This is a genomic window from Pseudomonas sp. PS01297 (assembly GCF_029959305.1).
Lineage (GTDB): Bacteria > Pseudomonadota > Gammaproteobacteria > Pseudomonadales > Pseudomonadaceae > Aquipseudomonas > Aquipseudomonas helleri.
Genome location: NZ_JASCPQ010000009.1, coordinates 19038 through 42482, shown reverse-complemented (window position 1 = coordinate 42482; position 23445 = coordinate 19038). Strand labels below are relative to the sequence as shown.

At 59.5% G+C, this 23445-nt stretch carries 20 protein-coding genes; 2 read left to right on the top strand and 18 right to left on the bottom strand.

Going from position 1 to position 23445, the window contains the following annotated elements:
* The first annotated feature begins 161 nt into the window (after nucleotides 1-161).
* The gene (locus tag QMX84_RS05245; protein WP_048373821.1) at nucleotides 162-1553 is read left to right on the top strand and encodes an MFS transporter; all 1392 of its coding nucleotides are present in this window, start codon (nucleotides 162-164) and stop codon (nucleotides 1551-1553) included.
* 9 nt (nucleotides 1554-1562) lie between these two features.
* Nucleotides 1563-2084, top strand: a complete 522-nt coding sequence (locus QMX84_RS05240) for a single-stranded DNA-binding protein (RefSeq protein ID WP_048373818.1) — start codon at nucleotides 1563-1565, stop codon at nucleotides 2082-2084.
* Between the two features lie 275 nt (nucleotides 2085-2359).
* Here the strand turns inward: QMX84_RS05240 and QMX84_RS05235 are convergent, their stop codons facing one another.
* The 18 genes from QMX84_RS05235 to QMX84_RS05150 form a co-directional block, all read right to left on the bottom strand.
* A complete protein-coding gene (locus QMX84_RS05235; protein WP_282363362.1) occupies nucleotides 2360-3937 on the bottom strand; it encodes an aldehyde dehydrogenase (NADP(+)) in 1578 nt (525 codons plus the stop codon).
* Between the two features lie 71 nt (nucleotides 3938-4008).
* Nucleotides 4009-5433: an FAD-binding oxidoreductase gene (locus QMX84_RS05230; RefSeq protein ID WP_282363361.1), complete on the bottom strand. Its 1425-nt coding sequence runs from the start codon at nucleotides 5431-5433 to the stop codon at nucleotides 4009-4011.
* Nucleotides 5430-5972, bottom strand: a complete 543-nt coding sequence (locus QMX84_RS05225; RefSeq protein ID WP_153328512.1) for a permease — start codon at nucleotides 5970-5972, stop codon at nucleotides 5430-5432. The genes QMX84_RS05230 and QMX84_RS05225 overlap by 4 nt, the downstream gene beginning before the upstream one ends.
* A gap of 46 nt (nucleotides 5973-6018) precedes the next feature.
* Nucleotides 6019-7110: an ABC transporter permease gene (locus QMX84_RS05220; protein WP_282363360.1), complete on the bottom strand. Its 1092-nt coding sequence runs from the start codon at nucleotides 7108-7110 to the stop codon at nucleotides 6019-6021.
* Nucleotides 7103-8098, bottom strand: coding sequence for an ABC transporter ATP-binding protein (locus tag QMX84_RS05215; protein WP_282363359.1), 996 nt, complete (start codon nucleotides 8096-8098; stop codon nucleotides 7103-7105). Before QMX84_RS05215 ends, QMX84_RS05220 begins: the two co-directional genes overlap by 8 nt.
* Before the next feature lie 2 nt (nucleotides 8099-8100).
* Nucleotides 8101-9162, bottom strand: a complete 1062-nt coding sequence (locus tag QMX84_RS05210; protein ID WP_282363358.1) for a TauD/TfdA family dioxygenase — start codon at nucleotides 9160-9162, stop codon at nucleotides 8101-8103.
* 25 nt (nucleotides 9163-9187) lie between these two features.
* Nucleotides 9188-9850, bottom strand: a complete 663-nt coding sequence (locus QMX84_RS05205) for a methyltransferase domain-containing protein (RefSeq protein ID WP_153335211.1) — start codon at nucleotides 9848-9850, stop codon at nucleotides 9188-9190.
* 77 nt (nucleotides 9851-9927) lie between these two features.
* On the bottom strand, nucleotides 9928-12930 hold the full coding sequence (locus QMX84_RS05200) for a citrate/2-methylcitrate synthase (protein ID WP_282363357.1): 3003 nt from the start codon (nucleotides 12928-12930) through the stop codon (nucleotides 9928-9930).
* A gap of 35 nt (nucleotides 12931-12965) precedes the next feature.
* Nucleotides 12966-13961, bottom strand: coding sequence for a hypothetical protein (locus tag QMX84_RS05195; RefSeq protein ID WP_262123459.1), 996 nt, complete (start codon nucleotides 13959-13961; stop codon nucleotides 12966-12968).
* Nucleotides 13962-13965: 4 nt separating this feature from the next.
* The gene (locus QMX84_RS05190) at nucleotides 13966-15540 is read right to left on the bottom strand and encodes an acyl-CoA ligase (AMP-forming), exosortase A system-associated (protein ID WP_153375787.1); all 1575 of its coding nucleotides are present in this window, start codon (nucleotides 15538-15540) and stop codon (nucleotides 13966-13968) included.
* A 10-nt stretch (nucleotides 15541-15550) separates the two neighbouring features.
* A complete protein-coding gene (locus tag QMX84_RS05185; RefSeq protein ID WP_282363356.1) occupies nucleotides 15551-16729 on the bottom strand; it encodes an alanine racemase in 1179 nt (392 codons plus the stop codon).
* A gap of 1 nt (nucleotide 16730) precedes the next feature.
* Nucleotides 16731-17708 carry a hypothetical protein gene (locus QMX84_RS05180; protein WP_282363355.1) on the bottom strand — a complete coding sequence of 326 codons (978 nt, stop codon included), beginning with the start codon at nucleotides 17706-17708 and terminating at the stop codon, nucleotides 16731-16733.
* Between the two features lie 14 nt (nucleotides 17709-17722).
* Nucleotides 17723-18712 carry a ferritin-like domain-containing protein gene (locus QMX84_RS05175; RefSeq protein ID WP_048388963.1) on the bottom strand — a complete coding sequence of 330 codons (990 nt, stop codon included), beginning with the start codon at nucleotides 18710-18712 and terminating at the stop codon, nucleotides 17723-17725.
* 2 nt (nucleotides 18713-18714) lie between these two features.
* Nucleotides 18715-19287, bottom strand: coding sequence for a hypothetical protein (locus QMX84_RS05170; protein WP_262123463.1), 573 nt, complete (start codon nucleotides 19285-19287; stop codon nucleotides 18715-18717).
* A complete protein-coding gene (locus tag QMX84_RS05165; RefSeq protein WP_282363354.1) occupies nucleotides 19284-20162 on the bottom strand; it encodes a hypothetical protein in 879 nt (292 codons plus the stop codon). The genes QMX84_RS05170 and QMX84_RS05165 overlap by 4 nt, the downstream gene beginning before the upstream one ends.
* 31 nt (nucleotides 20163-20193) lie before the next feature.
* Nucleotides 20194-20445: an acyl carrier protein gene (locus tag QMX84_RS05160; protein WP_282363353.1), complete on the bottom strand. Its 252-nt coding sequence runs from the start codon at nucleotides 20443-20445 to the stop codon at nucleotides 20194-20196.
* A gap of 27 nt (nucleotides 20446-20472) precedes the next feature.
* A complete protein-coding gene (locus QMX84_RS05155) occupies nucleotides 20473-21564 on the bottom strand; it encodes a hypothetical protein (RefSeq protein WP_282363352.1) in 1092 nt (363 codons plus the stop codon).
* Between the two features lie 67 nt (nucleotides 21565-21631).
* On the bottom strand, nucleotides 21632-23359 hold the full coding sequence (locus tag QMX84_RS05150; RefSeq protein WP_282363368.1) for an AMP-binding protein: 1728 nt from the start codon (nucleotides 23357-23359) through the stop codon (nucleotides 21632-21634).
* Nucleotides 23360-23445: the final 86 nt, after the last annotated feature.

Below are 23445 nucleotides of genomic sequence, written 5' to 3'. Positions count from 1 at the left end.
GTCCTTGATGGCTGCATGTCATCAGCGGCTGCTGACGTTGGGTGTGTGTTCTGTCAGGCGTTTCTTAACTTTTACGTGACAAAGCGTCGCGGCCCGCTCCTGTGTGTGCTGTTACTCGATGGGACTGATAGAATCGCCGCCGGTTCACATGAGGTTTTTCCATGCACGATCCCCAAAGCGAACGCATGAGTGGCAGCGAGACCCGCGCAGCCAGCGGTCTGGCACTTGTGTTTGCGTTCCGTATGCTTGGCATGTTTATGGTGTTGCCGGTTCTGGCGACCTATGGCATGGACCTGGCAGGCGCTACACCTGCACTGATTGGATTGGCGATAGGCGCTTACGGCCTGACTCAGGCTCTCTTTCAGATCCCTTTCGGGATTATTTCTGACCGCATTGGCCGACGCCCGGTCATCTACCTCGGGTTGATCGTGTTTGCCCTGGGCAGTGTACTGGCGGCTCAATCGGACTCCATTTGGGGCGTGATTGCAGGGCGCGTCCTGCAAGGCGCTGGCGCCATTTCGGCGGCCGTGATGGCGCTGCTCTCCGACCTCACCCGCGAACAGCACCGCACCAAGGCCATGGCCATGATCGGCATGACCATCGGCTTGTCCTTTGCCGTGGCCATGGTCGTCGGGCCGCTGCTGACCCGCGCCTTCGGCCTGTCCGGGTTGTTCCTGGCCACGGGGGCGATGGCGCTGCTGGGCATCGTGATCATCCGGTTTATGGTGCCGCGTTCTACCGACACCTTGCAGCACCGCGAATCCGGTGTGGCCAAGCAGGCCTTGTTGCCCACCTTGCGCCATCCCGACCTGCTGCGCCTGGATTTGGGCATCTTTGTGTTACACGCCATGTTGATGTCCAGCTTCATTGCCTTGCCGCTGGCGCTGGTCGAAAAAGCCGGCCTGCCCAAGGAGCAGCACTGGTGGGTGTACCTTACCGCGCTGCTGATTTCTTTCTTCGCCATGATCCCGTTCATCATCTACGGCGAAAAGAAACGCAAAATGAAACGAGTTTTGCTCGGCGCCGTCAGTACGTTGATGCTGACTGAGCTATTCTTCTGGCAGTTCGGTGACAGTTTACGAACGTTGGTGATCGGCACGGTGGTGTTTTTCACTGCGTTTAACCTGCTGGAGGCGTCATTGCCTTCATTGATCAGCAAGGTGTCACCGGCGGGCGGGAAAGGGACGGCGATGGGGGTGTATTCCACCAGCCAATTCCTCGGTTCGGCACTGGGCGGCATACTCGGCGGCTGGTTTTTCCAGCATGGCGGTTTGTCGGCTGTGTTCCTGGGATGCGCAGCTCTGGCTGCACTCTGGCTAGTCTTTGCTGTTACCATGCGCGAACCACCCTACGTAACAAGCCTGCGCTTGCCGTTGTCACCTCAAGCGTTGCGCGAAGCAGGTCTGGCAGAGCGTTTAAAGGCCGTTAAGGGCGTTACAGATGCAGTGGTCGTGACTGAAGAGTCTGCGATTTATATCAAATTGGACACCGAACTATTGGATCGCGCGACACTTGAGCAGCTGGTTAACCCGGCGCCGGTGCGCGAAGCCTAGGAGAACGTTATGGCCCGTGGGGTTAACAAAGTTATATTGGTCGGCACATGCGGCCAGGATCCCGAAGTTCGCTACTTGCCTAACGGTAATGCCGTGACCAACCTGAGTCTGGCAACCAGCGAACAATGGACCGACAAACAAACCGGTCAGAAAGTTGAAAAGACTGAATGGCACCGTGTATCGATGTTCGGCAAAGTGGCCGAAATCGCTGGCGAATACCTGCGTAAGGGTTCGCAGGTGTACATCGAAGGCAAGCTGCAAACCCGCGAGTGGGAAAAAGACGGTATCAAGCGTTACACCACCGAAATCGTGGTCGACATGCAAGGCACCATGCAGCTGTTGGGTGGCCGTCCACAGGGCGACCAGCAAAACCAGGGCGGCGGTAACAACTACCAGCAATCCGCTCCGCGTCAGCAGGCACAACGCCCTGCGCCGCAGCAACAGCAACAACAGTCGCGTCCAGCGCCGCAACAGCAGGCTCCACAGCCAGCCGCTGACTTCGACAGCTTCGACGACGATATTCCGTTCTAAGAATTACCTGAAACCTAAATCTAAGGTTTCTTTCTGAAAGCCCCTGTACAGGGCAATGCTGTTCACATAAGCGAAAGCGAACCCTGTAGGAGCGAGCTTGTCTCGCGATCTTTTGATCTTTTAAAAGCTCGCGAGACAAGCTCGCTCCTACAGTTACTCGTACGCATCTCATAAGTGAACAGCATTACCTGTATAGGGGCTTTTTTTATGGTTTTGCGACGTGAAGCTTTTAACCTTGAAGTGCTTTGCCATCAGGAAAATGCTCCGACGTTGACTCAGGCAAGCACACATTCACCATTAACCGTCCGCCAGAGTTCTAGCGGATTGCCATCCTGTAGCGCTGCGGGCATCAAGGCCGCAGGCAGGTCCTGATAACACACCGGTCGCAGGAACCTGTCGATGGCGCTGGCGCCGACCGCGCTGGTGCGACTGTCCGAACTGGCCGGGAACGGGCCGCCGTGCACCATGGCGTGAGAGACCTCGACGTTGTTCGGATAACCATTCGCCAAAATCCGCCCCGCTTTGCGCTCAAGGATGGGCAACAGTTTTCGTGCCAGCGCATGATCAGCGTCATCCAGTTGCAAGGTCGCAGTCAGTTGGCCTGACAGGTGCTCGGCGACCGCCAACATTTCTTCTTCATTCTTGCAGGCGACGATCAGTGAGCTGGGGCCGAATGTTTCGTCGCCCAGTCGTCCGGTCGTCACAAAGGTGGCTGCATCCGTGACGAACAATGCGGCTTGCGCTGCACATGGCTTTTGCGCGGGACCACCTTGGCCCAGCGTCGTAACACCGTTGATAGTGGCCGTTTCCTCGACACCGGCGAGGTAAGCCTGATGAATGCCCGGCGTCAGCAGGGTTGCCGCCGCCTTTGTGCGCAGGGTGTCCAGGGCTGTGTCGCAAAACTGGGTCAGAGACGGGCCTTCCAGGGCAATCACCAAGCCAGGGTTGGTGCACAGTTGCCCCGCACTCATTGTCAGTGCCTCGACGAATCCACGGCCGATTTCGCTGGCGCGCATCGACAGCGCATGCGGCAACAGGAACACGGGATTGATGCAGCTCATTTCGGCGTACACCGGAATCGGTTCGCTGCGTTGCGCCGCTGTACGCATCAGCGCCAAGCCGCCTTGTCGCGAACCTGTAAAGGCGACGGCCTTGATCGCGGGATGGCTCACCAGCGCTTGGCCGAACAGATGACCGTCGCCTATGAGCAGGGAAAACACGCCCTCTGGCAAGTGGTGGGCAGCGGCTGCCTGCTGAATCACCTGTCCAACCAGTTCAGACGTACCCAGATGAGCTTCGTGCGCCTTGACCACGATCGGGCAGCCAGCGGCCAGGGCGGCGGCGCTGTCGCCGCCGGCAACCGAAAACGCCAAGGGGAAATTGCTCGCACCAAATACAGCCACCGGCCCGAGGGCGATCTTGTGCAACCTCAGGTCGGGGCGAGAAGGGAGGCGCGTCGGCAGCGCGCTGTCCAGGGTGGCACCGAGGTAGTGGCCGTCGCGAACAACCTTGGCAAACAGCCGCAACTGGCTGACGGTGCGGCCCCGCTCGATGATCAGGCGCGCGGCAGGCAATCCCGACTCCAGAGACGCGCGCTCGATCAGCGCAGCCCCCAATGCCAAAATGCCCGTGGCAATCGCTTCCAGAAATTGAGCGCGCTGCTCTGCCGTGGTCGCGCGGTAGCGATCGAAGGCTTGCTGCGCCAGCGTGCAGGCCTGATCAATCTCAGTTATACCGCCGACGCCGAAGTCGGGGCTCAGCGTTTCATGGGTGGCAGGGTTGATTGCACACAGCGATCCGTTGTCGCCACGCACGGCCGACTGGCCGATGAGCATTTTGCCGGTAATCATCATGTTTCCTATCGCTTGCTGTGCCATCGTCAGGCCTGATTTTTCGTTGAAATGAACTGCGCAGGCGGTTCGCTCTAGGTATAGCGGTAGCGGCCCAGCACAGCTTGCGGGTCCATCAACTGCTGCATGGCCCTGCTGAGGTGCTGCACCTCAGGCGTCGTGTACTTGTTGTAATAAGCGGCATTCATTGGCCCGACACCATGCTCTGCACTGAAGCAGCCGCCGTTTTCGGACACCCGCTTATAGATGCCGCTACGCACAGCGACGATCTTGGCGATGCCGTACTGGGCGATATGCGCATGCGGGACAAGCACAATCAAATGGCAGCCGCCGTCGGCAAAATGGCCGAAATCGTAAAGCTGCAGCAGCGGATGTTCCTGCGCTAGCCACTGCGCAGCCTGATCTCTGAAAGCCACTAATTGTGAACGCGAAAACGCCACGTCGAACGAGAGCGGGATGCCTTCCTTGGCGATGGCCAACGGCAGGTTGTCTCGCAGTGGCCAAAAGCTGCTGGTGTTACCCAGGACAGCGTCGAGAACCCGGCCGCTTTCATACAGCGCTTCCAGCACCTGTTCGGTTCGTTGCGCAAAAAACGTGTGCAAGCCCGGCATGCTGCTGGCGATTTCAATCAGGGCATAACAGCTTGCCGACGATTGGCTGAACGGGTGGCGCAGGGTGGGGAAGTTGCGCAACGTAATGGCGAGCGCCGCCTCGGATATCACTTCGAACGCGCACAGCAGGTCGCCAAACTGAAGTTCGAAGGCCTGCAGCACCTCAAGCGCTGTCCCATGGTCAGGCAAGGCAACAAACATGCTCTGTGTCGACTGGTCGATGCGTTTGAGCTCAAGTGTGGCCGCCGTAATGATCCCGAAGGCGCCGCCGGTGCCGACAAACATCTGCTTGAGGTCGAGCCCGGTGTTGTTCTTGCGCAACGGCGCGAGCAGTTGCACCACGGTGCCGTCGCCGTCGGCCAGCACCACTTCAATGCCGAGCAGGTTATGGCGCACGTCGCCATGCTTGAGTAAGCGGCTGCCGCCGGCATTGGCGCCGATCAGTCCGCCTATCGCCGGGTCGCTGCCGACATCGATAGGGAAGCACAGCGAATGGGGCTCCAGTTGGCGATTCAACTCAGACAAGAGCACGCCAGCGTCGACAATGACCGTGCGGTTCAAAGGGTCAACCTCGCGCACTTGGCGTAAGCGCGAAAGGGACACGATCACTTGCGTGCCGGAGTTGTCGGTGACGGCGCCGCCCACCAACCCGCTGCGGTTACCTTGGGCGACCAGCCGTATACGGTGGCGCACCGCGATGCGCATCAGCGCGCTGACCGCATGGGTATCACGCGGGAGGACGACCGCCGCCGCCTTGCCCCGGCACTGCGCGACGTCGATTTCATAAGGTGCACAGGCCGCCCCGGTCAGCAGCGACGCCTGCCCCAGCACGTCAGCGACTTCGACCAGGAACGCGTGGAGTCCCGATGCAGGTTCCAGATCGCTCATGGCGTCGCAACCACGCGTTTGAGCAGTTGGCTGCGTGTGAGCACCAGCGCGACGATGGGCAATACGCCTCCCAGCAGCGTGTTATGGCGAAAAGCCAATGACACTGCGACGGCGATGGCAGCGGCCACCAACAGCATCACCGAGAGTTTTCTAATCAACCCATGATCGCTGCTGGCTTCGCCGATGAAACCCAGTGGCGAAAGCCGGGTAGCGCCCAAGCCAATCACCAAGACGCACGCCAGCACGGGGGCAGCCCCCAGCTCCTGCCCCCACACTTGCAGAGCAGCGGTAGAGACCCACGCCAGCAGGGCGCCAATCATCAGGTACAGGTCGACGCCCAGCGCGATCCAGTGACCTGGGCGGTACTTGAACAGCCAGAACACATGCGCAATGCTCAGAATGCCGCTGACGACATACGCGGTATCCCAGCGCACGCCTGCCTCACCTGGGCCAAAACGGCCATACAAAAGGAACACAATGACCGGAATGAATGCGCTGGCATTCGACAAATAGGCACGGCCTAGCTTGCTGATAGACATGCTGGTTTCCTTGAATAGAGATGCAATGAAATGCCCGGGGCGGGGCTTAACTTTTGTGCCAGCGGAACATGAAGGTCGCGGCAGAGAGGAACAAAGCGGTCCAGCCTGCCAGGGTCAACAAGGGCAGCCACAGCGAAGGCAGAGACGCGCCGTCGAGCATCACTTGGCGCAGTACCGAGACAAACTGGTTGATTGGAATCACCGAGAGCATGTTTTTGATCCAGGCGGGCGCATCGTTCAACGGGATGGTCAGGTTGCCGAAGAACAGGGCCGGGTAATGGATCAGATGGCACAGCAATTCGGTTTCTTTTATCGAGGCGGTACGACTGGCCAGCAGGGTGCCGAGGCACAGCAACATGACGCCGCCCAGCACAATCACCGGCAACGCGTGCAAGGTCTGCACACTCCACAACGAGAGGTCGATGCCGTATCCAAAGCGCGCCACCAGCAGCAAGGAGCCCACCGAAATCAGCATCATGACCACCCGCGACACGAGGATAGAGGCCAGAAAAACCAGCTTCGGCACGGGAAAGCAGGCGTAGATCTTGAGCGCGTTGTGTTCACGCAAGCTGGCAATCGATAAGGCGGTGGACATGATGCCGAGTGACATCAAACAGATGACCAAAATGCCGGTGGTAAAAAACTGGCCGTAGTCGAAAGGCTTGGCGCCAGAGGCCGTGTCTTCGAAATGCACCAGGTCTGCCGACACAATGCCGCGCTGGGCCGCCGAACACCTGACCGCAGCAATCTCGATCACGCGTGCGGCGGCGCGTACCGCGAGCTGGCCGTTGAAGTCGTATTGCACCTGCAACGGGCCATCGCCTGCCGGGAATACAATGCGCACCGTGTCTGCTGCGATGGCGGCAGTGTTGCTGACGGTTGCGAAGTCAGCCTTTACAGGATCACCGCCCGCAAACGCCTGCTGGATCGCAAACTGGCAACTGGTGTTTGAGCTGGCCTGGACGCCTGCCTCCACAAACTCGACCTTGACCGTACCGAGTGAGCCTCGATGACCGAAAGCCATCAGCATTACGGTCAGCAGCAGGATGGGAAAGGCCAGGGCCCAGAACAGCGCCGACTTGCTGCGAAAAAAACCCAGCAGTTCGTTGCGCGTCAATATCGCCAGTACGCTAAGCATCCAGTTCTCCTTGGGCGCAGAGGTGCAACATATCGCGGTAGTGGGTGGGGCCGAACTCACAGTGCTGGAACGCAACGTTGCCGATCAGGCGGCGTATCAACGGCTCCAGTTCCTGCGTGCCGTACACGCTGATTTCATTGGGTGATGGCCTTGACAACCGCAGCGTCGCGCTTTCACGCTCCAGCTGGTGATAGATGGCGTTGACTTGATCAACATCGTCCAACTGCAAACAGGCATGAAAGGCGCCGACGAGGCGGTTCTTCAGTGATTCTTTATCGCCTCGATACTCAACCCCGCCGTTGCACACCCACACCACGTCACTGGCGGCATCCAATTCTTCTACCGAGTGGCAAATCATGATGATCGTCAGGCCGGCCAGGTCGTAGCGCAGCAGGTGTGCGACGCGCTCGATATACGCGCGGTCAAGCCCGGTAAACGGCTCGTCAAGGACTGCAAGTTCCGGGTGGTGGGCCAGCGCCACGAACAAATCGAGCCGCTGTTTCTGGCCGCGTGACAGTGCCCGATAAGGCAGCTTGCGCAGCGCTTCGATATCCAGAGCCTGCGCTACCTGCGGGTCTTGCTTGCCGTAAAGGGCCAAATGCAAGTCGAGGATCTCCCGCACATTCGACGAGTCTTCATACTCGACCCGCTGCAATTGCACCCCCAGTCGCTGGCGGTGGCGGGTGCTTTGCAGAAAACGTGTCGCCGCCACCCCCAGAATCTGCGCCTCTTCCAGATGCGCCTGACGGAACCCGAGCAAGGCTTCGATCAGGGTGGTCTTGCCGGCGCCATTGGGGCCGATGATGGCGGTATGCCGACCGCGTCGAAAATGCAGATCGCGGACCTCGAAGCGGAAACTGCCAGCGCTGACCCGGATCAGTTTGGCTTCCATCGCATAAGTGGGCGTGGGTGCCAACTGCACTTCAGGATGCGCGGCAGGTTTGGACAGCCTGTGTTTGTCGTCTGTCAGCAGGATTGGACTGTTCATGGTCAATCGAACAACGCGACTTGGACATCGCGTTGGCCTTTGAAAGGATTGCGGCCATGGGCGACGGCAATGTTATCGATCAACAGCATGTCACCACTGCGCCAGGGAAAAGCGATCTCCTGCGCCTCCAGCGCGTCGTAGATCGGCGCGATGTCAGCCTCCGGGATCGGCGTACCGTCGCCCAGCCGCACATCGTAAGGGCGGGCCGGTTTGCCCTGATAAGCGTGCTGGATGTAGGCGTAACCCGGCTTGCCGAGGGAGCGGGCATTGTTGTGCTGGGTCGACAGTTGGTTGAACCAGATGGATTCGCCCGTCAGCGGATGTTTCAAGACCGCGTCACCGGTATGCGACACCGAGATGCTGCCATCTTCGAGCCACTGGTAATCGAGGTGAGTTTCGCGGCACAGCTGTTCCACCCGCTGCGGATCATCGGTCAGAAACGCCTCATCCCAAGGCCGGTGGTATTCGCGCATATGGGTGTTGCGCGGTTCATTCTCGGGCGTGCTGGGGGCACGGAAGTTGCGCACATACTGAATGCGCGCGGCGCTGAGGCGTTCGACCAATGGCGCTGGCAAGCGGCGGGTAACGGCACGCATGTCACACAGAATGGTTTCGCCGCCTTCTAGCGAGGGCTGTTTGCAAAAGAAGGCGAGTTTCAGTGGGTAGTGCGCCATGTAGGCCTTTTCCTGATGCAGGCCGATTTTCAGGGTGGGCGGGATACGGGTCGATTCGTAGACTCTGCCCTCGATATTTTTGCGTGGCGTGGCGCCGCCGATATAACCGAACGCGTGCTCAGGATAGTTTTGCGCAATCCCCAGGAAGTCCGCGTTTTCGCGCAAGGCAAAACCACGGAACAACAAGCAGCCGAATTCCAGCAGCAGGCTGTCAAAGACCGCCCGGTGCTGGCGATACCACGTCGCAAACGCCTCGCTGTCATCGCTTAGCGTGTTGTCCACAGGCGTTATGACCAGCGGCATCGGCCCGTGTGACAGGAACCCACACTGCACCTGCGAGCTGCCCAGCATTGCCTGAAAGTGCTCAACCCGATCTGTACGTTGATCCATAGCCTTGTCCCCGGCGAGTTGCGTATCAAACCAACAAAGGCTTTTTAATGAGGATTTCAAAACCCAATGCGCCCATCCCTGAACGGGGGCTGGTCACCACCGTGCAATGCTCCAGGCCCGCCTCGATAACCAGCTCGCGCGCTTCTTGCAGGGTGACTTTTTCTTCGACATGGGTCGGTGGATAACCCACCGACGCGCGCATTTGAGTGAATTTTTCCAGCAACTCCGGGGCGACATCGCGGCGCATGTCGTGCACCAGACCGACGCCGCCGGGCTGCAGTACGCGGTACATCTCGGTCAGGCTTTTCACCTTGTCCGGCAAGTGATGCAAGGTGGCGCGGCTGACCGCCATGGTCAGGCTGTTGTCCGCGAAGGGCAGGTCCAGGGCGTCGCCCACTTTGAGTTCGATGGTGTCGCTCAGGCCGAGCGCTTCGATGCGCGGACGGCCACCTTCGAGCATGGTTTCGTCCAGATCCAGGCCGATGAAATGCCAGCCTTTTAATACCGGGTCGGCCGCCAGCCGTACCGGCACCACGACGGTGGCCGTGCCGATATCGACCAGGGCGCCGGGCGGCAGGTCGCGGGCAATCTGGCGGATGCGCGTGACGAACATCACGTCCCAGGGTTCCAGGGCTTGCGAGGCAAAGCGGTCGTATTCGTCGGCAGGTCGCAGGTTTTTCAATAACATTTTTAAGCTCCAGCAGTAGAGGGCGTTAACAGAGGTTTCGGCGTAGGCATAGCAAGGGCAGTGTGCGTCTGGCTGTCTTACAGCCACCCCACGGGAACGGTGGCCAATAACGTGCGGGCGGCTTTGCTGCCGACCCCGAAAGCAGGGCGATCACGCCGTTCGATGGCATGCGCGACCATGGCCGTCACCCGGCCACAAAGCCCCAGGCCGACACCCCAGCGGGCTTGCGTCACGCCCAGATCGAGCAGGGCCGCGGCGGTGATGAAATCAATATTCGGACGCAGGCCTTTACGCTCCAGGACGTGGGCACAGACGACGTCGAAAACCTCCAGGTAGCGCCCCCCAAATCCCCATTCTGCAAACAGGGCTCTGAGGTGCGGTGGCCGTGGGTCCTGCACGAATAGCGGATGGCCGAAACCAAACAACAGGTTGCCGGGCTGGTCCAGCGCGTGATCGACCGCCTGGCGTATGTCCGCAGGGCTGGCTTGCGCACTGATGGTTTTGAGCCAGGTCATCGCTTCTTCGGCTGCGCCGACATGGTTAGGTCCGCTGGCCATAAACCCGGCCGCCACGGCTTGGGCAATGCTGACTCCGGTGCCGATGGCGGTACGGGGTACCAGCACCGTTGGCGTGATGTAGCCGAACCCGGCGTGCCAGGCCACCAGCAGGGCATCGATGACACGAATGGACGGGGCGTCGATGCGGGTCGCGCCCATGGCAGTCAGCACGGCCTCGGCGTGTTGGGTCGGTGCGGCGCCGTGGGCGGCATAACCGAGCGCCGCGTGGAGAAAGTGCGGCGTCGAGGCAATGCTGACCAGGCCCTGGATAAAGTCCGCATGCGTGGGCAAACCGCGCGCGCTCGCTTCAATCAGGGCGATGTTTTCCAGCGTTGCCAAATCGCCGAGCAGGCCACAGGCAGCTGCCTGAACGATGCCGGCACCGCTGGCGGCCACGGCTTCGATGCCACGCCGGTAGGCGGGCTCCTGCGACAGGTGGCTGGCAATGCGGACCAATACGGCGTCAATGGCCTGGCTCTGCGTCGTGGACGGCAGGTTGCCAAACCATGCCAGCCATAGCGCCGTGGGGAAGTCGACACTGCCGATCAGGTCATTGAGGTTGCGACCTCTAACCCACAGGCCTTCATTGGGCTCCAGTGTGGCGCCGTCGATATTGGTGCCGCGATACAAGGTGCGCGGTCCGCCAAACAGGCTCTGCGCCGGTGCGGGTGCGGGCGTGTCGGCCTGGACCAATTCATCCAGCGTAATGCTGCCGTGAGCGACCAGCAGGTTTTCTATGGCGTCGGCGTGCTGCGTCACAGTCGGCAGGATGTTGGCGAAAAAATACTGGGCGGTCTTGACCTTGCCACGGTAAAAAGCCGCTTCTTCGGCGCTCTGTGGCTGGCGCAACTGACGCTCTGCCAGGCAGGCCGACTCCAGCAAGACCCAGGCGCTGGCGGTGAGGCCGAGCATTTCCAGGAAGCGGGTATAAAACTGGCTGGTTTCGTGTGTGCGACCGGCACGCACGTGCTCATTGATCCATGCAAGCGCCTGCTCAACCGCGACCATGGCGTTTTCCAGCAGCGGGAATTGGCCTTGCAGCTCAGTACCGGCACCCAGTGTGCTGTTCAAGAAGGCATCCAGCTCTTCGCGCAGAAACTTGATCAAGCGTGAGTTCCTGCCAAAACCCAGCTTGTCGCGCACCAGGTCCTGGGACTGGATGTAGTTGGTACCTTCCCAGATCGACAGGATTTTCACGTCGCGGGCATTTTGTTCCACAGGGTAAGCATCGGTGTAGCCGATGCCGCCATGCACCTGGATCGCCAGCTCGCAGATTTTCCAGGCTTGGTCCGAGACGAAAGCCTTGCAGATCGGCGTGAACAGCAGCACCAGTTTGCGGAATTTTTCGACTTGGGCTTCGTCCAGTACCGGCTCGGCTTCCAGGGCAAACGCTTGGGTCGATGCGCCGGTCAATTTGCCGAGCAGCCCACGGCAGCCCTCTACCCGAGCCTTCATTTCCAGCAGCATGCGCTGTACGTCGGCGTGTTCGATGATGGGCACAGCAGGGGCGCTGGCATCGGACGTGCGACTGATGGCGCGCCCTTGCAGCCGTTTACCGGCGAAATCGGCTGAGTGCAGATAAGCGCTGGAAGCCAGGCCCAGGCCGATAATCGCCGTGCTCATACGCGCCTGGTTCATCAAGGGCACCAGTTGCAGCAACCCGGCATTTTTGCGATCGCCCAGCAGGACAGCGCGGGTGGTGCCGCTTCGACCAAACACCAACTGGGTGTTGGCGCAGCCCTTCAAGCCCATTTTGCGCAGCAGGGACGTGCACTCGACATGGTTGTCTTCCAGCTCTCCGGTTTCTGGGTTAGGCCAGAAACGCGGCACTAGCAGGCAGGACAGCGAGTACGAAGTCGAGGTGGTGGTATTAATGCGGCCCAAAACAAAATAAACGGTGTTTTCGGTCAGCGTATGCATGCCCGCCGAGATGTAGACCTTTTCGCCACTGACGGCGTATTCGCCGTTTTCAAGGGGTTTTGCGACGGTGGTGACAGCCGTCAGGTCGCTGCCCGCCTGCTGCTCGGTGGCGCAGAAGCACGCGTCCCAGTCGTAGTGCTGAAGCTTGCGCAGGTACGTTGCCTTTTGCGCTGCGGTACCGTGCAGCTTCAACAGTTTGATAGCCGGAAAATTGAAGCCGCCATAGGTCATGAACGCCGGATTGGCGCCCATGAACATTTCCTGGATGGCTTGCCGAATCAGCGGTGGCAACGCCGGTTGCTGCGATTCGCTGTCGTTGCCCAGTACCTGAATCCACTCATCCTTATAGCGTTGCCAAAGCCCGTGGAACTCTTTGGGGATTTCGACTGTGCCGTTTTCCAGCAAGCGGCACTCCTGCCGGTCAGACGCTTGATAGGCTTTGCCCAGCTCATAAGCGAACGCTCTGGCGCGCTCCAGCAAGGCATCGTAGTAGGCACGGTTCTTGTCGTTGAACGGCGCCCGAGCGAGAAAAGTCTGGTCGGTTTTATGCAGTTCCCACAAAAAAAAGCGAAGCTCACGCAGGCTGACTTTATAAGCAGACATAGGTTTTCCTGATTAATAAGCGGTGTGATCTGGGGTCAGGCGCCAGCCTGGATCTCGGCCACAATGGCCCCGGCGGTGCCGCACAAGGCTGCATCCCACAGCAAGACGGTGGCTGTTTTACCGGGGGGGAGGCTGGCACGCAGGCGCATGAGCGACAGCAAGGGCGCCGCGCTCGAGTGATGAGGCCGGGCACCGAATTCAAAATGCCGGTCTTGCGCAATGCCAAGTTCGCGGCTGACGCCCAGGGTGAAGCTGTCGCTGAACCCGGCCGGCAGCACCCAGTCGATGTCGCTGGCATTCAGGCCAGCCCGCTCGATCGCCGTTTGCGCGGCGCTCACCGCCAGCGGATGTAGGCGTTCGGCAAGGGCGGCGGGTGTCAGCCCCCAAGGGTTGTCGATGGCTGCGCCATAGTGCATCGCCGAGGCGCGGATCGCCCCCCAGCCTGGCCCGGCCTCACCGTCGCCATCGAGCAAGATGGCCGCTGCGCTGTCGCCATACACCACCAGATCACCCCAGGCGCGAAAGAAGGGGTAAAGCCACTTATCGGACGCCACCAACAGCACTTTGCCGCCCAGGCTGACCAGCGCCTCGATCATGCTCAGAGCGTTGAATACCCCCGCCGTCCCCGCTTGGCCGATGGCGAAAGGCAAGGCTTTGGGCAAACCCAGTGCATGCTGGATACGGCCTGCGACCGATTCATTGATGCGTTGGTTAAGGGCGGCATTGGTCACCACAATGTGGGTCACTTGTGCCAGCGTGTCTGCCGGAATCTGTTCACGCAACAGCGCGACCGCTTCCAGCGCCAGGTCGGCGCCGCTTTGCGCTGGGGGCGCTACCGGCAGTTCGATGCTCGCCGTAGGAAGCAGCCGAAGCGTTTCTTCGGCGTCGATCCTGCCCTTGCCGCGCGGCATGGAAAAGACCGCTGACTTGTACAACAGATGGCCATAGCCGATGTTTTTTTCCCGGGCCTGTACCGCCTGGAACGGGGCCGTGTCGGGAACGTGAGAAGCGATAGCGCGAATTCGAAGCATGGTGCTATTCCGTGACCGTAAGTGAGGTAGAGAAAAACTCGGAAAACTGCTGCTTCAACTGCTTTCGGTCGATCTTGCCGTTCGGGTTGCGCGGTAAAGGCGAGTCATGGAAGGACACATGCAGCGGGACCATGTAAGTGGGCAGTTTTTCCCTGCACAGCTTGATCAATGCCTGGGCGGTGGTCTGAATGTGCGGGTGGGCGAACAGGCTGATGATGATGGCTTCGCCCTGTTGCGGGTGCGGCACACCAAACGCTGCTGCCTCGGCTACGTCATCCACGGCAAAGAGGACTTCTTCGACTTCGGTGGGGCTGACGCGATAGCCGGAGGTCTTGATCATGTCGTCGCTACGCGCAACGAAATACAGAAAGCCGTCGCTGTCGCGGTAGACGATATCGCCCGACCAGACCGCTGTTTCGGTGCGTGAAATCTGCGAGTCCGGGCGTGGCCAAGGACGAAAGCGCTGAGCGGTTAGCTCGGGGTCATTCCAGTACCCGAGCGTGACAAATGCCCCGCGGTGCACCAATTCGCCATGTTCACCCGCCGCACATTCGGTGCCGTCCGGGCGCATCACACGGATATCAGCGTTGGGCACCGCCTTGCCGATGGAGTCGGGCCGCGTGGCGGCTGCTTCCGGTGCCAGGTAGGTCGAGCGGAAAGCCTCGGTCAAGCCGTACATCAGGTAGGGCAGCGCATGGGGGAATGCGCTTTTGAGTTTTTCCAGCAAAGGCGGTGGCATATGCCCGCCGGTATTGGCAAAGCAGCGAAGGCGTGCGCCGGTAGGCTGCGGCCACTGCACTGAGGCCAGTTGCATCCAGAGGGGCGGCACGCCGGTAATCACCGTGACGCCATGGGCTTCGCAGAACGTCGGCACTTCGCTCGCTTGCAGGAAGTCCAGCGGCGCGTAGCACGCTGCGCTGGCCAGCGCCGTGGTCAGTTGGCTGAGCCCGGCATCGAAGCTCAGCGGCAATATGCCCAGGATCACGTCATCGGCCCGCAAGCCCAGATAGTGAGCGACGCTATGGGCGCCAGACACCAGGTTACGCTGCGACAGCACCACACCTTTTGGCCGTCCGGTTGAGCCGGAGGTATACAAAATGGCCGCAGGGTCACTGTCAGTGACGGCGCTGTGTGCGTCAGCAAGCGCGGCATCGGTCGGCGTGTCCGGGTGATCGGGTTGCAGTCTTTCCAGCGGCCAGGCATCGATTTCGATGTCCTTGACCATCGCCTCGATGCGTCTGAGGCGTGGGCCCGTGCTGACGAGCAAGCGCGCACCGCTGTCCAGCAGGATATGGCGCACCTGTTGCTCTTTGAGCTGCGGATTGATGGGCACCAGGATCGCCCCCCGGGCATTGATCGCCAGGAACATGACCACGGTTTCGTACTGCTTGCCCGCATACACCGCGACGCGTTCGCCCGCTTGCACGCCGCTATCGGCCAGCCTCTTTGTCGTCAGGCGCACGTCTTGCAGCAGTTCGGAATAAGTCGCCATCTTTGCGCCCTGCGCGAACGCACGGCGGTCGCCATGGTGGTGGGCGCTGTCTTTCAACAGGTCGTACAAACTGATGTGGGCGGTCATGGTGACGTCCCTAGGATTGGTGGATATAGGTGTGTGCAGGGCTCTGCGAGAGAAATGCGCTGACGCTGTACGTCTGGTTGTAGGCGCCGCAGTTCTCGAAGATCACCAGATCGCCCACGCTTGGCGGCGCCGAAGCGTCATGGCTCCAGCCGATCACGTCGGCGCGGCTGCAGGTGCTGCCCACGAACTGAATCGGCAACGGGGGCGCATCTACCGGCGCCGGCTGGCGCCGCAGCAGACGCGGCTGCGCGTAGTGCTTCAACATGGATTCAGTTTTGGCCAGCAAGAAGTTATGGCTCAGTCCACCGTCGCAGACGGCAACGTAGCGATCACCCAACGCTTTGACTGAGCGCACGCGGGTCACGAAAGTGCCTGCGCCGGCGAAGACGCCGCGCCCGGACTCATGGACGACCTTGAAGTCTTTTTGCAGCGGCGCAATACGCTGGCGATACGCGTCAAACGTCTGCGCCTGGCTAGGGAAGTGCTCGGAGAAACCACCACCGACGTTAAGAAACTCAACCGGCATGCCGGTCAGGCGTGCGACCTGCGGCGCAAAGGTCGCGAGTGCGTGGGCCAGGGCGGCAGCATCGGCACCCTTGTCATCGATGTGAAAACTGTTGGAGCCCGCAAACGTATGGAGGCCGATGACGGGCACGTTGGCCTGGGTCAATGCAGCCGTCGTCAGCAAGGCGTCGTGGCGGCTCATGCCGAAATGGTCCGCCGGGTGTTTGCCCGAACTCACCAGTTGGCCCGCGTTCAAGCGTAATACCGTGTGCGGCGCGGCCTGTTTACCGATGACGTTAATCAATCGCTGCGCCTGCTCCAGGCTGTCGATAATGAACGTGCAGCGTGAAGCCAGGGCCGCGCGCATGAAATCTTCATCCATGGACGGGTTATTCACGTATTTGGGGGCGTTGATGCGGCCCGCCACAATATCGAGTTCGCCCAGGCTGGCCAGCTCCACACCGTCGATGAACGCGTGGCCGCAACGGATCAACAGATCCAGGTTGGGGTTGGCCTTGAGCGACACAATCAACCGCGTACCCAGCCGCTCGCGTAAATCCGCGTAACGGGCCATGACGACAGTAGGGTCCAGCACATAGCACGGCGTTTTAAGATTCAGCAGCCATTGATCGGTCGCTGCTGCTGCGTCGTCCCGGACCGGCGGGGAGGCGTGAGTTGTTGTCATGTCAATTCACCGGATGAAGGGTCAAGGCCGAAAATGAACCGTTGTCCGATTCCGTGATGTTCATCAGGTGTGCCCCGGCATCGACTTTGCTCAAGCCCCTGTCGGCCAGGTTGATCGCCAGGTCCGAGCCAAAGGAGTGACCTTTGTTCAGGATGTTGTCGGTAAAGAGCGTGGTGGCGGGAATCGCCATGGCACCACAGAAGGCGTTCCATCCAGAGTGGTTGGAGTTGTAAGGCAAAATGCAGGTGAAATCGCGGAGCGCCACGCCACAGTCGGCCACGGCTTCCATCATGACTTTGCGGGTGTAGTGCCACTCCAGATTGAACATGGCCTGTTTCACCGCGTTGTTGGTCACGGAGCCCAAATACCAGCTGCCATAATTGCGCACGGCCGTCGCGCCAACCCGGTTACGGCGGCTGTTACGGGTCACCAGCAAGCACCCCGCGCCATCACTTAAAATGCTCGCCTGCAACACCCGGTAACGCTCGATGAAGACGCGGTCGGACGAGACGATCAGCACCGAATGCAATTGGCTATGCACCTTCATCAACGCCTGGGCCATCTGAATGGCGACGCTGATCGAGGAGCAATTTAGCTGTGCGATTGACCCGGCCCACACAGGGTTTATGCCGAATGCCGTGGCCACTTCCAGCGGCAGGCTGCGTGGCGCTGGCGGTACGCTGAACAGCCCGGTATGCACATGGATCACCGCCCCGATGTCGCTGCCTTTAAAGCCTTGCTCGGCTTGCAGGCGAGCGACCGCGCGCTTGGCCAGCTCGACCTCGTCGATGTCCGGTGCCACATGGAAGTAACGGCAACCCGCATTGCGGATCATCTCCAGGCGCTCGGCGGGCAACTTATGCTGCTGAGCCCAGTCATTCAGGTCCTGGCGTTCGCCGGGCAGTTCGTAAGCGGCGGCGTCAATACCGATGGTGAAGGGGGCGGGGCTGTGTGTTGCCGCAGTAGTTGGGGGCATCATGACTGTCTTCCTTGTTAAGCCGGCATCGGCATGGCGGCGTAGTCCAGCACTCTGAGCTTTTCAAAGGCATCGCTCACACGGGGCGTCAGCAAGCCCATTTCGCGGATGGTCGGCACCAGCCGCCGGAAAATGGAACGGCGCATGGAGTTGGCCACTTCCGAACTCCTCACCAGGTGGCTGCACTCTCTTTTGGATAAGCCCATTGGCTCCCATATGTCGTCAGCGCACAGGTGCTCGTACAAGGTGTAAGCCCCTTCCACCACAAACTCTTCGCGTTCCTTGCGTTCAGTGCTGCTCATTTCTTTGTACACACTGCCCAGGGTGATACGGCCAATGGCGAAGTGGCGCGCTTCATCGCGCTGAATACGCGTCATCAGGTCTTTGATGAACGGGTCTTTGGTGTAAGCGACCATGCTTTGGAACAGTGACAGCGCAATGCCCTCCACCAGCACTTGCATGCCCAGGTTGGTCATGTCGAGTTTGTTGGTGGTAATGGTTTCTTCCAGCAGGCCTTTGAGCGCCTTGCTCATGGGGTAGCTGATCGGCAGCTTGCTGTTGACCAAGCGACCAAAGGCTTCGATATGACGGGCTTCATCGATGATTTGCCCGGCGGCACAGAGTCGTGCCGAGAGGCTTTCTTCGGCCACCGCCAGCTTCGATGCGCAGATCAAGGCCGCCTGTTCACCGTGCAGCACCTGTGACAGGGTCCAGCCTTGGGAGTGATGGCGAATTTCGGCACGGTTTTGTTCATTCATTTTGTTCCAGACATCGGTGCCGTAGATCAGCAACGTACCGTCCGGCATGCCCAGAGGGTTGTCCGGGTTGAGCTCGTAGCTCCAGTCGATGTCGGTATTAACATCCCACTGGTTGGCCTTGGTCTTCTGATACAGCGCATTCAAGCTGTCATCGCTGAAGTCGTAGGTCTGCGACATGAACGCATCGACCGAGAAATTCCACTTGATCGGCTGGCCATCATCGAGTGTCTGTTCGTGCTCTGTTTGCATGATCACCCCTGTACGTGCGTGCGTTTCGATTGAGATGTGGTGAACGGCTCATGCACAGGTGATGGGTGCACCTGCGCTGTTAAGTAGCCCAGTTCGGGTAAGAACCACTCGGAGATGGCTGGCGTTGGTGCGGTATTCCAGGCAGCGATGTGCAGGCGGTTATCGCCGCCGTCCCACAGGTCGCGCCGAATCTGTTCGGCGCTGATCCAGACCACCGGTGTCGGTAGCTGGCGTGCCCAGAACAAGGCTTCATTGCTTAAGTGGGCGCCCAGCGTTACGCGTGGATCGAGCAGGTTCTTTGGCAACGCAAGGTCGATGGACGGCATGCGTACCTGCGCCAGGATCAGCGTTTGTTCGCCGCAGCTGTCCCAAATGTGCCGGGCCAGCGTCGACAGAAGGGTGTAGTACTGCTGGTTGTTGACCAGCACCGGCGTGGGGTTGTCGTGTGCGTACACGCTCCGGCGTGCATAGTCGTGGGTTTCGAACAGTGGCAGGTTGCGAGCCGAACATGGGATCGCCCGGTTGTGATCCGGATTGCGCTGCAACAGCAGCGAACAGGTGTGTGCGTTCTTCACAGTTCACCTTCCAGTGCAAAGTGCAGATCGGGTGCGAGCGTTATCTGGGCAATCGAGAAATAGCCGTTCATTGCCAGCGAAGACACGATGCAGTCACTGCCGGGGTGCGCGGAGCCCGCGCCCAGCTCGGCCAGTAGCGAAAGCCAGGGGTCGCTGCCGAAGGAATGACCGAATCGCTGGTAATGGTCGGCGTGCACGCACGCCGTGTCGAAACACTTGAACAGGGCGCGGCGTGACATCTCAGGAAAGAACGGTACTGCGATACCTAAGCCAGGCCGGCTTTCGGTGAAACTGCGCAGGCTTCGCCCTAATTGCAGCAGGGCATTCGCCTGGCTTGCAGTGCCGATGAGCAGCCTGTTGTTGGGCTCTGGCATCACATCAATCACTAACGTGCAGATGCCAAAACCGGATTTGCCCCAACGGTTGTTGCCTAGCCAGTAAGTAAAGTTGTGGATGTCTGTGTCGACAATCTGCAGTAACAACCTGCGACGACCGTTGAACTGAGCCTTGCCCTGGATATACCGCAGGATGAAACCCCAGCCCGTGCATTCGTAGGCGTTGGTGACCCAGTCAGGGCGGCGCCCGTAACGGCTGGCGAGCGCCTCCTGGAAATAGCCTGCATGGGGTGAGCCGTCCGCCAAAAACTGCGACAACACGGTAGAACTCACCACGTAATCGTCGATGGGGCCTGCGTCGCTTGCATAACGGCAAGCCTCATCGCCGACCCGCTGCCCCAGCGCCAACGCTGCGTCCTCCAGGCTGACCTGGGCTGACACAAAGGGCGTTTCGGTGCGCCGGTAAGCCACCGTATGGACCCTGAAAGCCGGTACGGTGCCAAGCGACGGCGTTGATGCAAAGGGCGGCGAGTTCGACATGGTGAGCTTCTGGTATGAGGGTGGTTGGCGATCAGGCGACTTGTTGCTGATGCAACTGGCTGTCGATTTGCTCCAGGGTGGTGTACTGCGTGATGTTGAGTTGCTCCGGATCAATGGATCCGTAGAGCTGTTCGCAATAGACGATCAGCTCAACCACATTGAGTGAATCGATACCCAGCTCGCCCAAGCCGACGTGGGTGTCGACGGATTCGATGTTGAGAATCTTGGCGGCTTCCTTTTTCAGAAGTTCCAGGGTGTTGAGGGTGTCAGTCGTCGTTGTCATAGGTGCTTCTCCTGGGGGTACAGCGGGTTAAATTGACTCGGGTTCAGGCTTGGCCACGCGCATGCTTGCGCGCAATTCGTGATAACAGCGGTAAGAGCTGCCTTCCATTTTGGTAAACGCCAACAGGTCGCGCTGGTCGAGAAAACTCGCCACGGCGCCGCGGCTGACCAGATGCAAAAGCAGTTCGTTTGAGGCGAGTTTCAGTGCCAGCACGCGGTGCACGTCTTCGCTCTCGTAGCGGTCGGCGAGCGTCTTGGTACGGGCGGCAGCGGCGATGAAGTCGCGTGACGCGCGCTCATCCGGCGTGAGTTCGAGGCGCCCCTGATTTGCCAGCCATTGCAGATGGGCCATCAGTGCGCGCACCAGAAAAGGTCGTACTGTCGTCAGGTATTTATTGAGTACTGCAGGCCCGCCCACTTTCAGGCGGTCTTCCTGGGCAACCTGCACCGTGCCCTTGACGTTCCCCAGTTGCACGACATCGCCGAGAAAGGGTTCGCCGCAGAGCGTTCGCTTGAGGGTCTTGTATTGCTCGGGCCAGACCAGGAAGGCCGACGGGAAAAACGAGCCCGGCGTGCGGGCGGCAACGATCGCCATGCCATCAAGGTTGGCGTACATGCCCCAGACCTTGTCGATGTGCAGCTTGAAACCATCCCCTTCCGGCTGGGCGACCGTGCGCCAGCTCGTGAGGGTTGGGCCGCCAGCATCACTCATCAGGAAGCGCAGGGCGCTGCCGGCATCAATGCTGGCGCGTGCCCGCTCATATTGATCCGGTGTCAGAAACAGCGAAAACAAATGGGCGAAGTTCTGCATGAAGGATTGGTAGTGCAACGCCAGACCGTCTTGCTCAATGCGCTCCAGAATTGTTTCCAGGTCATGAGTCGGCTGCGACAGGGCCACCGAGGGCCGGTTCAATTGTTCGGCAGCCTCATAGTTGTGCATCGTCTGCGAAATCAACATGTCCGAATCCATCAGTCGCACTGAGGCGCGCGAAATAATCTGGATCAACTGAGCAGGAAGTTCGCCATAGAGGGATAAGCGGTGAAGAATCGGTTGCGCACACACATTCAATAATGAATGGCGTGACGAACCCGCCTCCCCACCTTGCATCAAAGTGTGCATAGTGAGTGATCCAGTAATTAAAAGGTGCAGTGCGTCAGCGTGTCGATGTCACAGCGTTGTTTGTGCGTTAACTAATAAGTTGCGCTGTCTCGGTTTTATCTATGTTGTCCAGCGCCAGTTGGAGATAAATACTGCGGCACTCCAGGCGCTTAAGTTTGTTGCTGGTGGTGCGTGGCAAACTTCCGGGAGGGACGAAGGTAATGGCGTGAGCACCAAATCCAAACTTGTCGCGTAATTGGTTTTGAAGTTGAGTGCGCAGTTCTATTTGATCCTGTTTCGCATCAAGCTCGATCAGAATCGCCAAGCTCTCGGTTCTTTGTGTTTCGTCGTAGATACCGAAAGCCGCTATTGCATTGCCACCGCTGGCCAGTAAAGGGTGTGATGCAATGACGTCTTCAATTTCATGCGGGAAATAATTACTGCCCCGAATAATGATGAGTTCTTTCTTGCGGCCAAGGACAAACAAGTGTTCATCCACTCGATAACCGATATCGCCGGTGGCAAACCAGTCACCGCTTTGGTACTGCTCGGTCTGGCCTTCGGCGGGCAAATAGCCGGACATGACTGACGTACCGCGTATAAAAATTTCGCCTACTTCACGGTCCTTGGCGTCAGAGCGGTCCAGGGCCTTCACGGCAACCTGCATACCCTCAATCGGGCGCCCCATCGACAGCACGGTTTCTACCCTGCGAGTGTTGGCGTCGGCGCGGCGAGCCTGCCAATGGTCGATCACCGAGCCGGAGTCAATACGGTCAGCAATGACGTAGGAGAGCGCCTGCTTGTCGTAATTGAAGTTCGTGTTATGCATGGTCACCGCCAGCGTCGATTCCGCCATGCCGTAACACGGTTGCAGCGCAGAACGTGAAAGACCGTGCGGTGCAAAAGTCTGTGCGAACTCCTTCAGGCAGGCTTCATCCACTCTTTCGGCGCCGACAAAGATATTGCGCAACTTGCTCAGGTCGACGTCTTTCATTGACGCTTCGCGGTAACGGCGAATGCAATACTGCAGGGCGAACGTCGGCGCAGCCGTGGTAGTTGCGCCAAAGCTGGACATACGCTTGAGCCAGCCTAGCGGGTTGCGAATAAAACTGGCCGGTTGCATCAACAGCAGGGGCGCCTGGTAATACAGGTTCGACAATAGCGTCACCAGGCCCATGTCGTGATGCAGCGGCAGCCAGGACGCAGAAGCGTCGCCGCGCTCAACACTGTAACCCACCACGCCGCCGATACCGCGCACATTGGCGATGACATTCTGATGACTGAGGATGGCGGCCTTGGGGCGACCGGTCGAGCCCGAGGTCAGTTGCACATGATGGCCGCTATCTGCCTGGCAGCGCTCCACGCGCACTGGAAACCCTGCACTGGCAGCGAGCTTCACCTCTTCGCTCGAGAACACCCGTACAGGCAGGTGGGCAAGCAAACGCTGGAGTGCGGGGGTGTTGCTCTCGGATGCGATCAGCAGGCGCGGTGCAAACAACTGACAGGCCACGTAGATCTGGTTGCGCGGGGAGTCGGCCATCAGCCTTCCGGGTAGCGCTACCGTGCAAGGCAAAGCGCCAATCAAAACGCACCCGGTCAGTAACACCAATTGATCGATGGAAGCCGGCAGGGCAAGGATAACCAAATCATTACGAACAACCCCCAGTTCAGTCAGGGCTGAAGAGACTGCCAGCGCTTGTTGTGCCAACGCCGCATAGGAAATGCTTTTTTCTTCCCCGTTCTCTTCTATAACCGTAATGTGGCGCAGTGCACTTTGCTGTGGGTTATCCAGGGCGCACAAAATAGCATCGATCATTGTTTCCAATTTCCGATCTCCGGGCAGTCAGACAAACAAGGCTATTAAATAGTGAAAGTGCAGTGTGGTACTCGAATGAGGGTTCA

Bases quoted from the DNA above. Each gene is read 5' to 3' on its own strand.
- QMX84_RS05245 (WP_048373821.1), top strand. From the start codon at position 162: ATGCACGATCCCCAAAGCGAACGCATGAGTGGCAGCGAGACCCGCGCA.
- QMX84_RS05240 (WP_048373818.1), top strand. From the start codon at position 1,563: ATGGCCCGTGGGGTTAACAAAGTTATATTGGTCGGCACATGCGGCCAG.
- QMX84_RS05235 (WP_282363362.1), bottom strand. From the start codon at position 3,937: ATGATGATTACCGGCAAAATGCTCATCGGCCAGTCGGCCGTGCGTGGC.
- QMX84_RS05230 (WP_282363361.1), bottom strand. From the start codon at position 5,433: ATGAGCGATCTGGAACCTGCATCGGGACTCCACGCGTTCCTGGTCGAA.
- QMX84_RS05225 (WP_153328512.1), bottom strand. From the start codon at position 5,972: ATGTCTATCAGCAAGCTAGGCCGTGCCTATTTGTCGAATGCCAGCGCA.
- QMX84_RS05220 (WP_282363360.1), bottom strand. From the start codon at position 7,110: ATGCTTAGCGTACTGGCGATATTGACGCGCAACGAACTGCTGGGTTTT.
- QMX84_RS05215 (WP_282363359.1), bottom strand. From the start codon at position 8,098: ATGAACAGTCCAATCCTGCTGACAGACGACAAACACAGGCTGTCCAAA.
- QMX84_RS05210 (WP_282363358.1), bottom strand. From the start codon at position 9,162: ATGGATCAACGTACAGATCGGGTTGAGCACTTTCAGGCAATGCTGGGC.
- QMX84_RS05205 (WP_153335211.1), bottom strand. From the start codon at position 9,850: ATGTTATTGAAAAACCTGCGACCTGCCGACGAATACGACCGCTTTGCC.
- QMX84_RS05200 (WP_282363357.1), bottom strand. From the start codon at position 12,930: ATGTCTGCTTATAAAGTCAGCCTGCGTGAGCTTCGCTTTTTTTTGTGG.
- QMX84_RS05195 (WP_262123459.1), bottom strand. From the start codon at position 13,961: ATGCTTCGAATTCGCGCTATCGCTTCTCACGTTCCCGACACGGCCCCG.
- QMX84_RS05190 (WP_153375787.1), bottom strand. From the start codon at position 15,540: ATGACCGCCCACATCAGTTTGTACGACCTGTTGAAAGACAGCGCCCAC.
- QMX84_RS05185 (WP_282363356.1), bottom strand. From the start codon at position 16,729: ATGACAACAACTCACGCCTCCCCGCCGGTCCGGGACGACGCAGCAGCA.
- QMX84_RS05180 (WP_282363355.1), bottom strand. From the start codon at position 17,708: ATGATGCCCCCAACTACTGCGGCAACACACAGCCCCGCCCCCTTCACC.
- QMX84_RS05175 (WP_048388963.1), bottom strand. From the start codon at position 18,712: ATGCAAACAGAGCACGAACAGACACTCGATGATGGCCAGCCGATCAAG.
- QMX84_RS05165 (WP_282363354.1), bottom strand. From the start codon at position 20,162: ATGTCGAACTCGCCGCCCTTTGCATCAACGCCGTCGCTTGGCACCGTA.
- QMX84_RS05160 (WP_282363353.1), bottom strand. From the start codon at position 20,445: ATGACAACGACGACTGACACCCTCAACACCCTGGAACTTCTGAAAAAG.
- QMX84_RS05155 (WP_282363352.1), bottom strand. From the start codon at position 21,564: ATGCACACTTTGATGCAAGGTGGGGAGGCGGGTTCGTCACGCCATTCA.
- QMX84_RS05150 (WP_282363368.1), bottom strand. From the start codon at position 23,359: ATGATCGATGCTATTTTGTGCGCCCTGGATAACCCACAGCAAAGTGCA.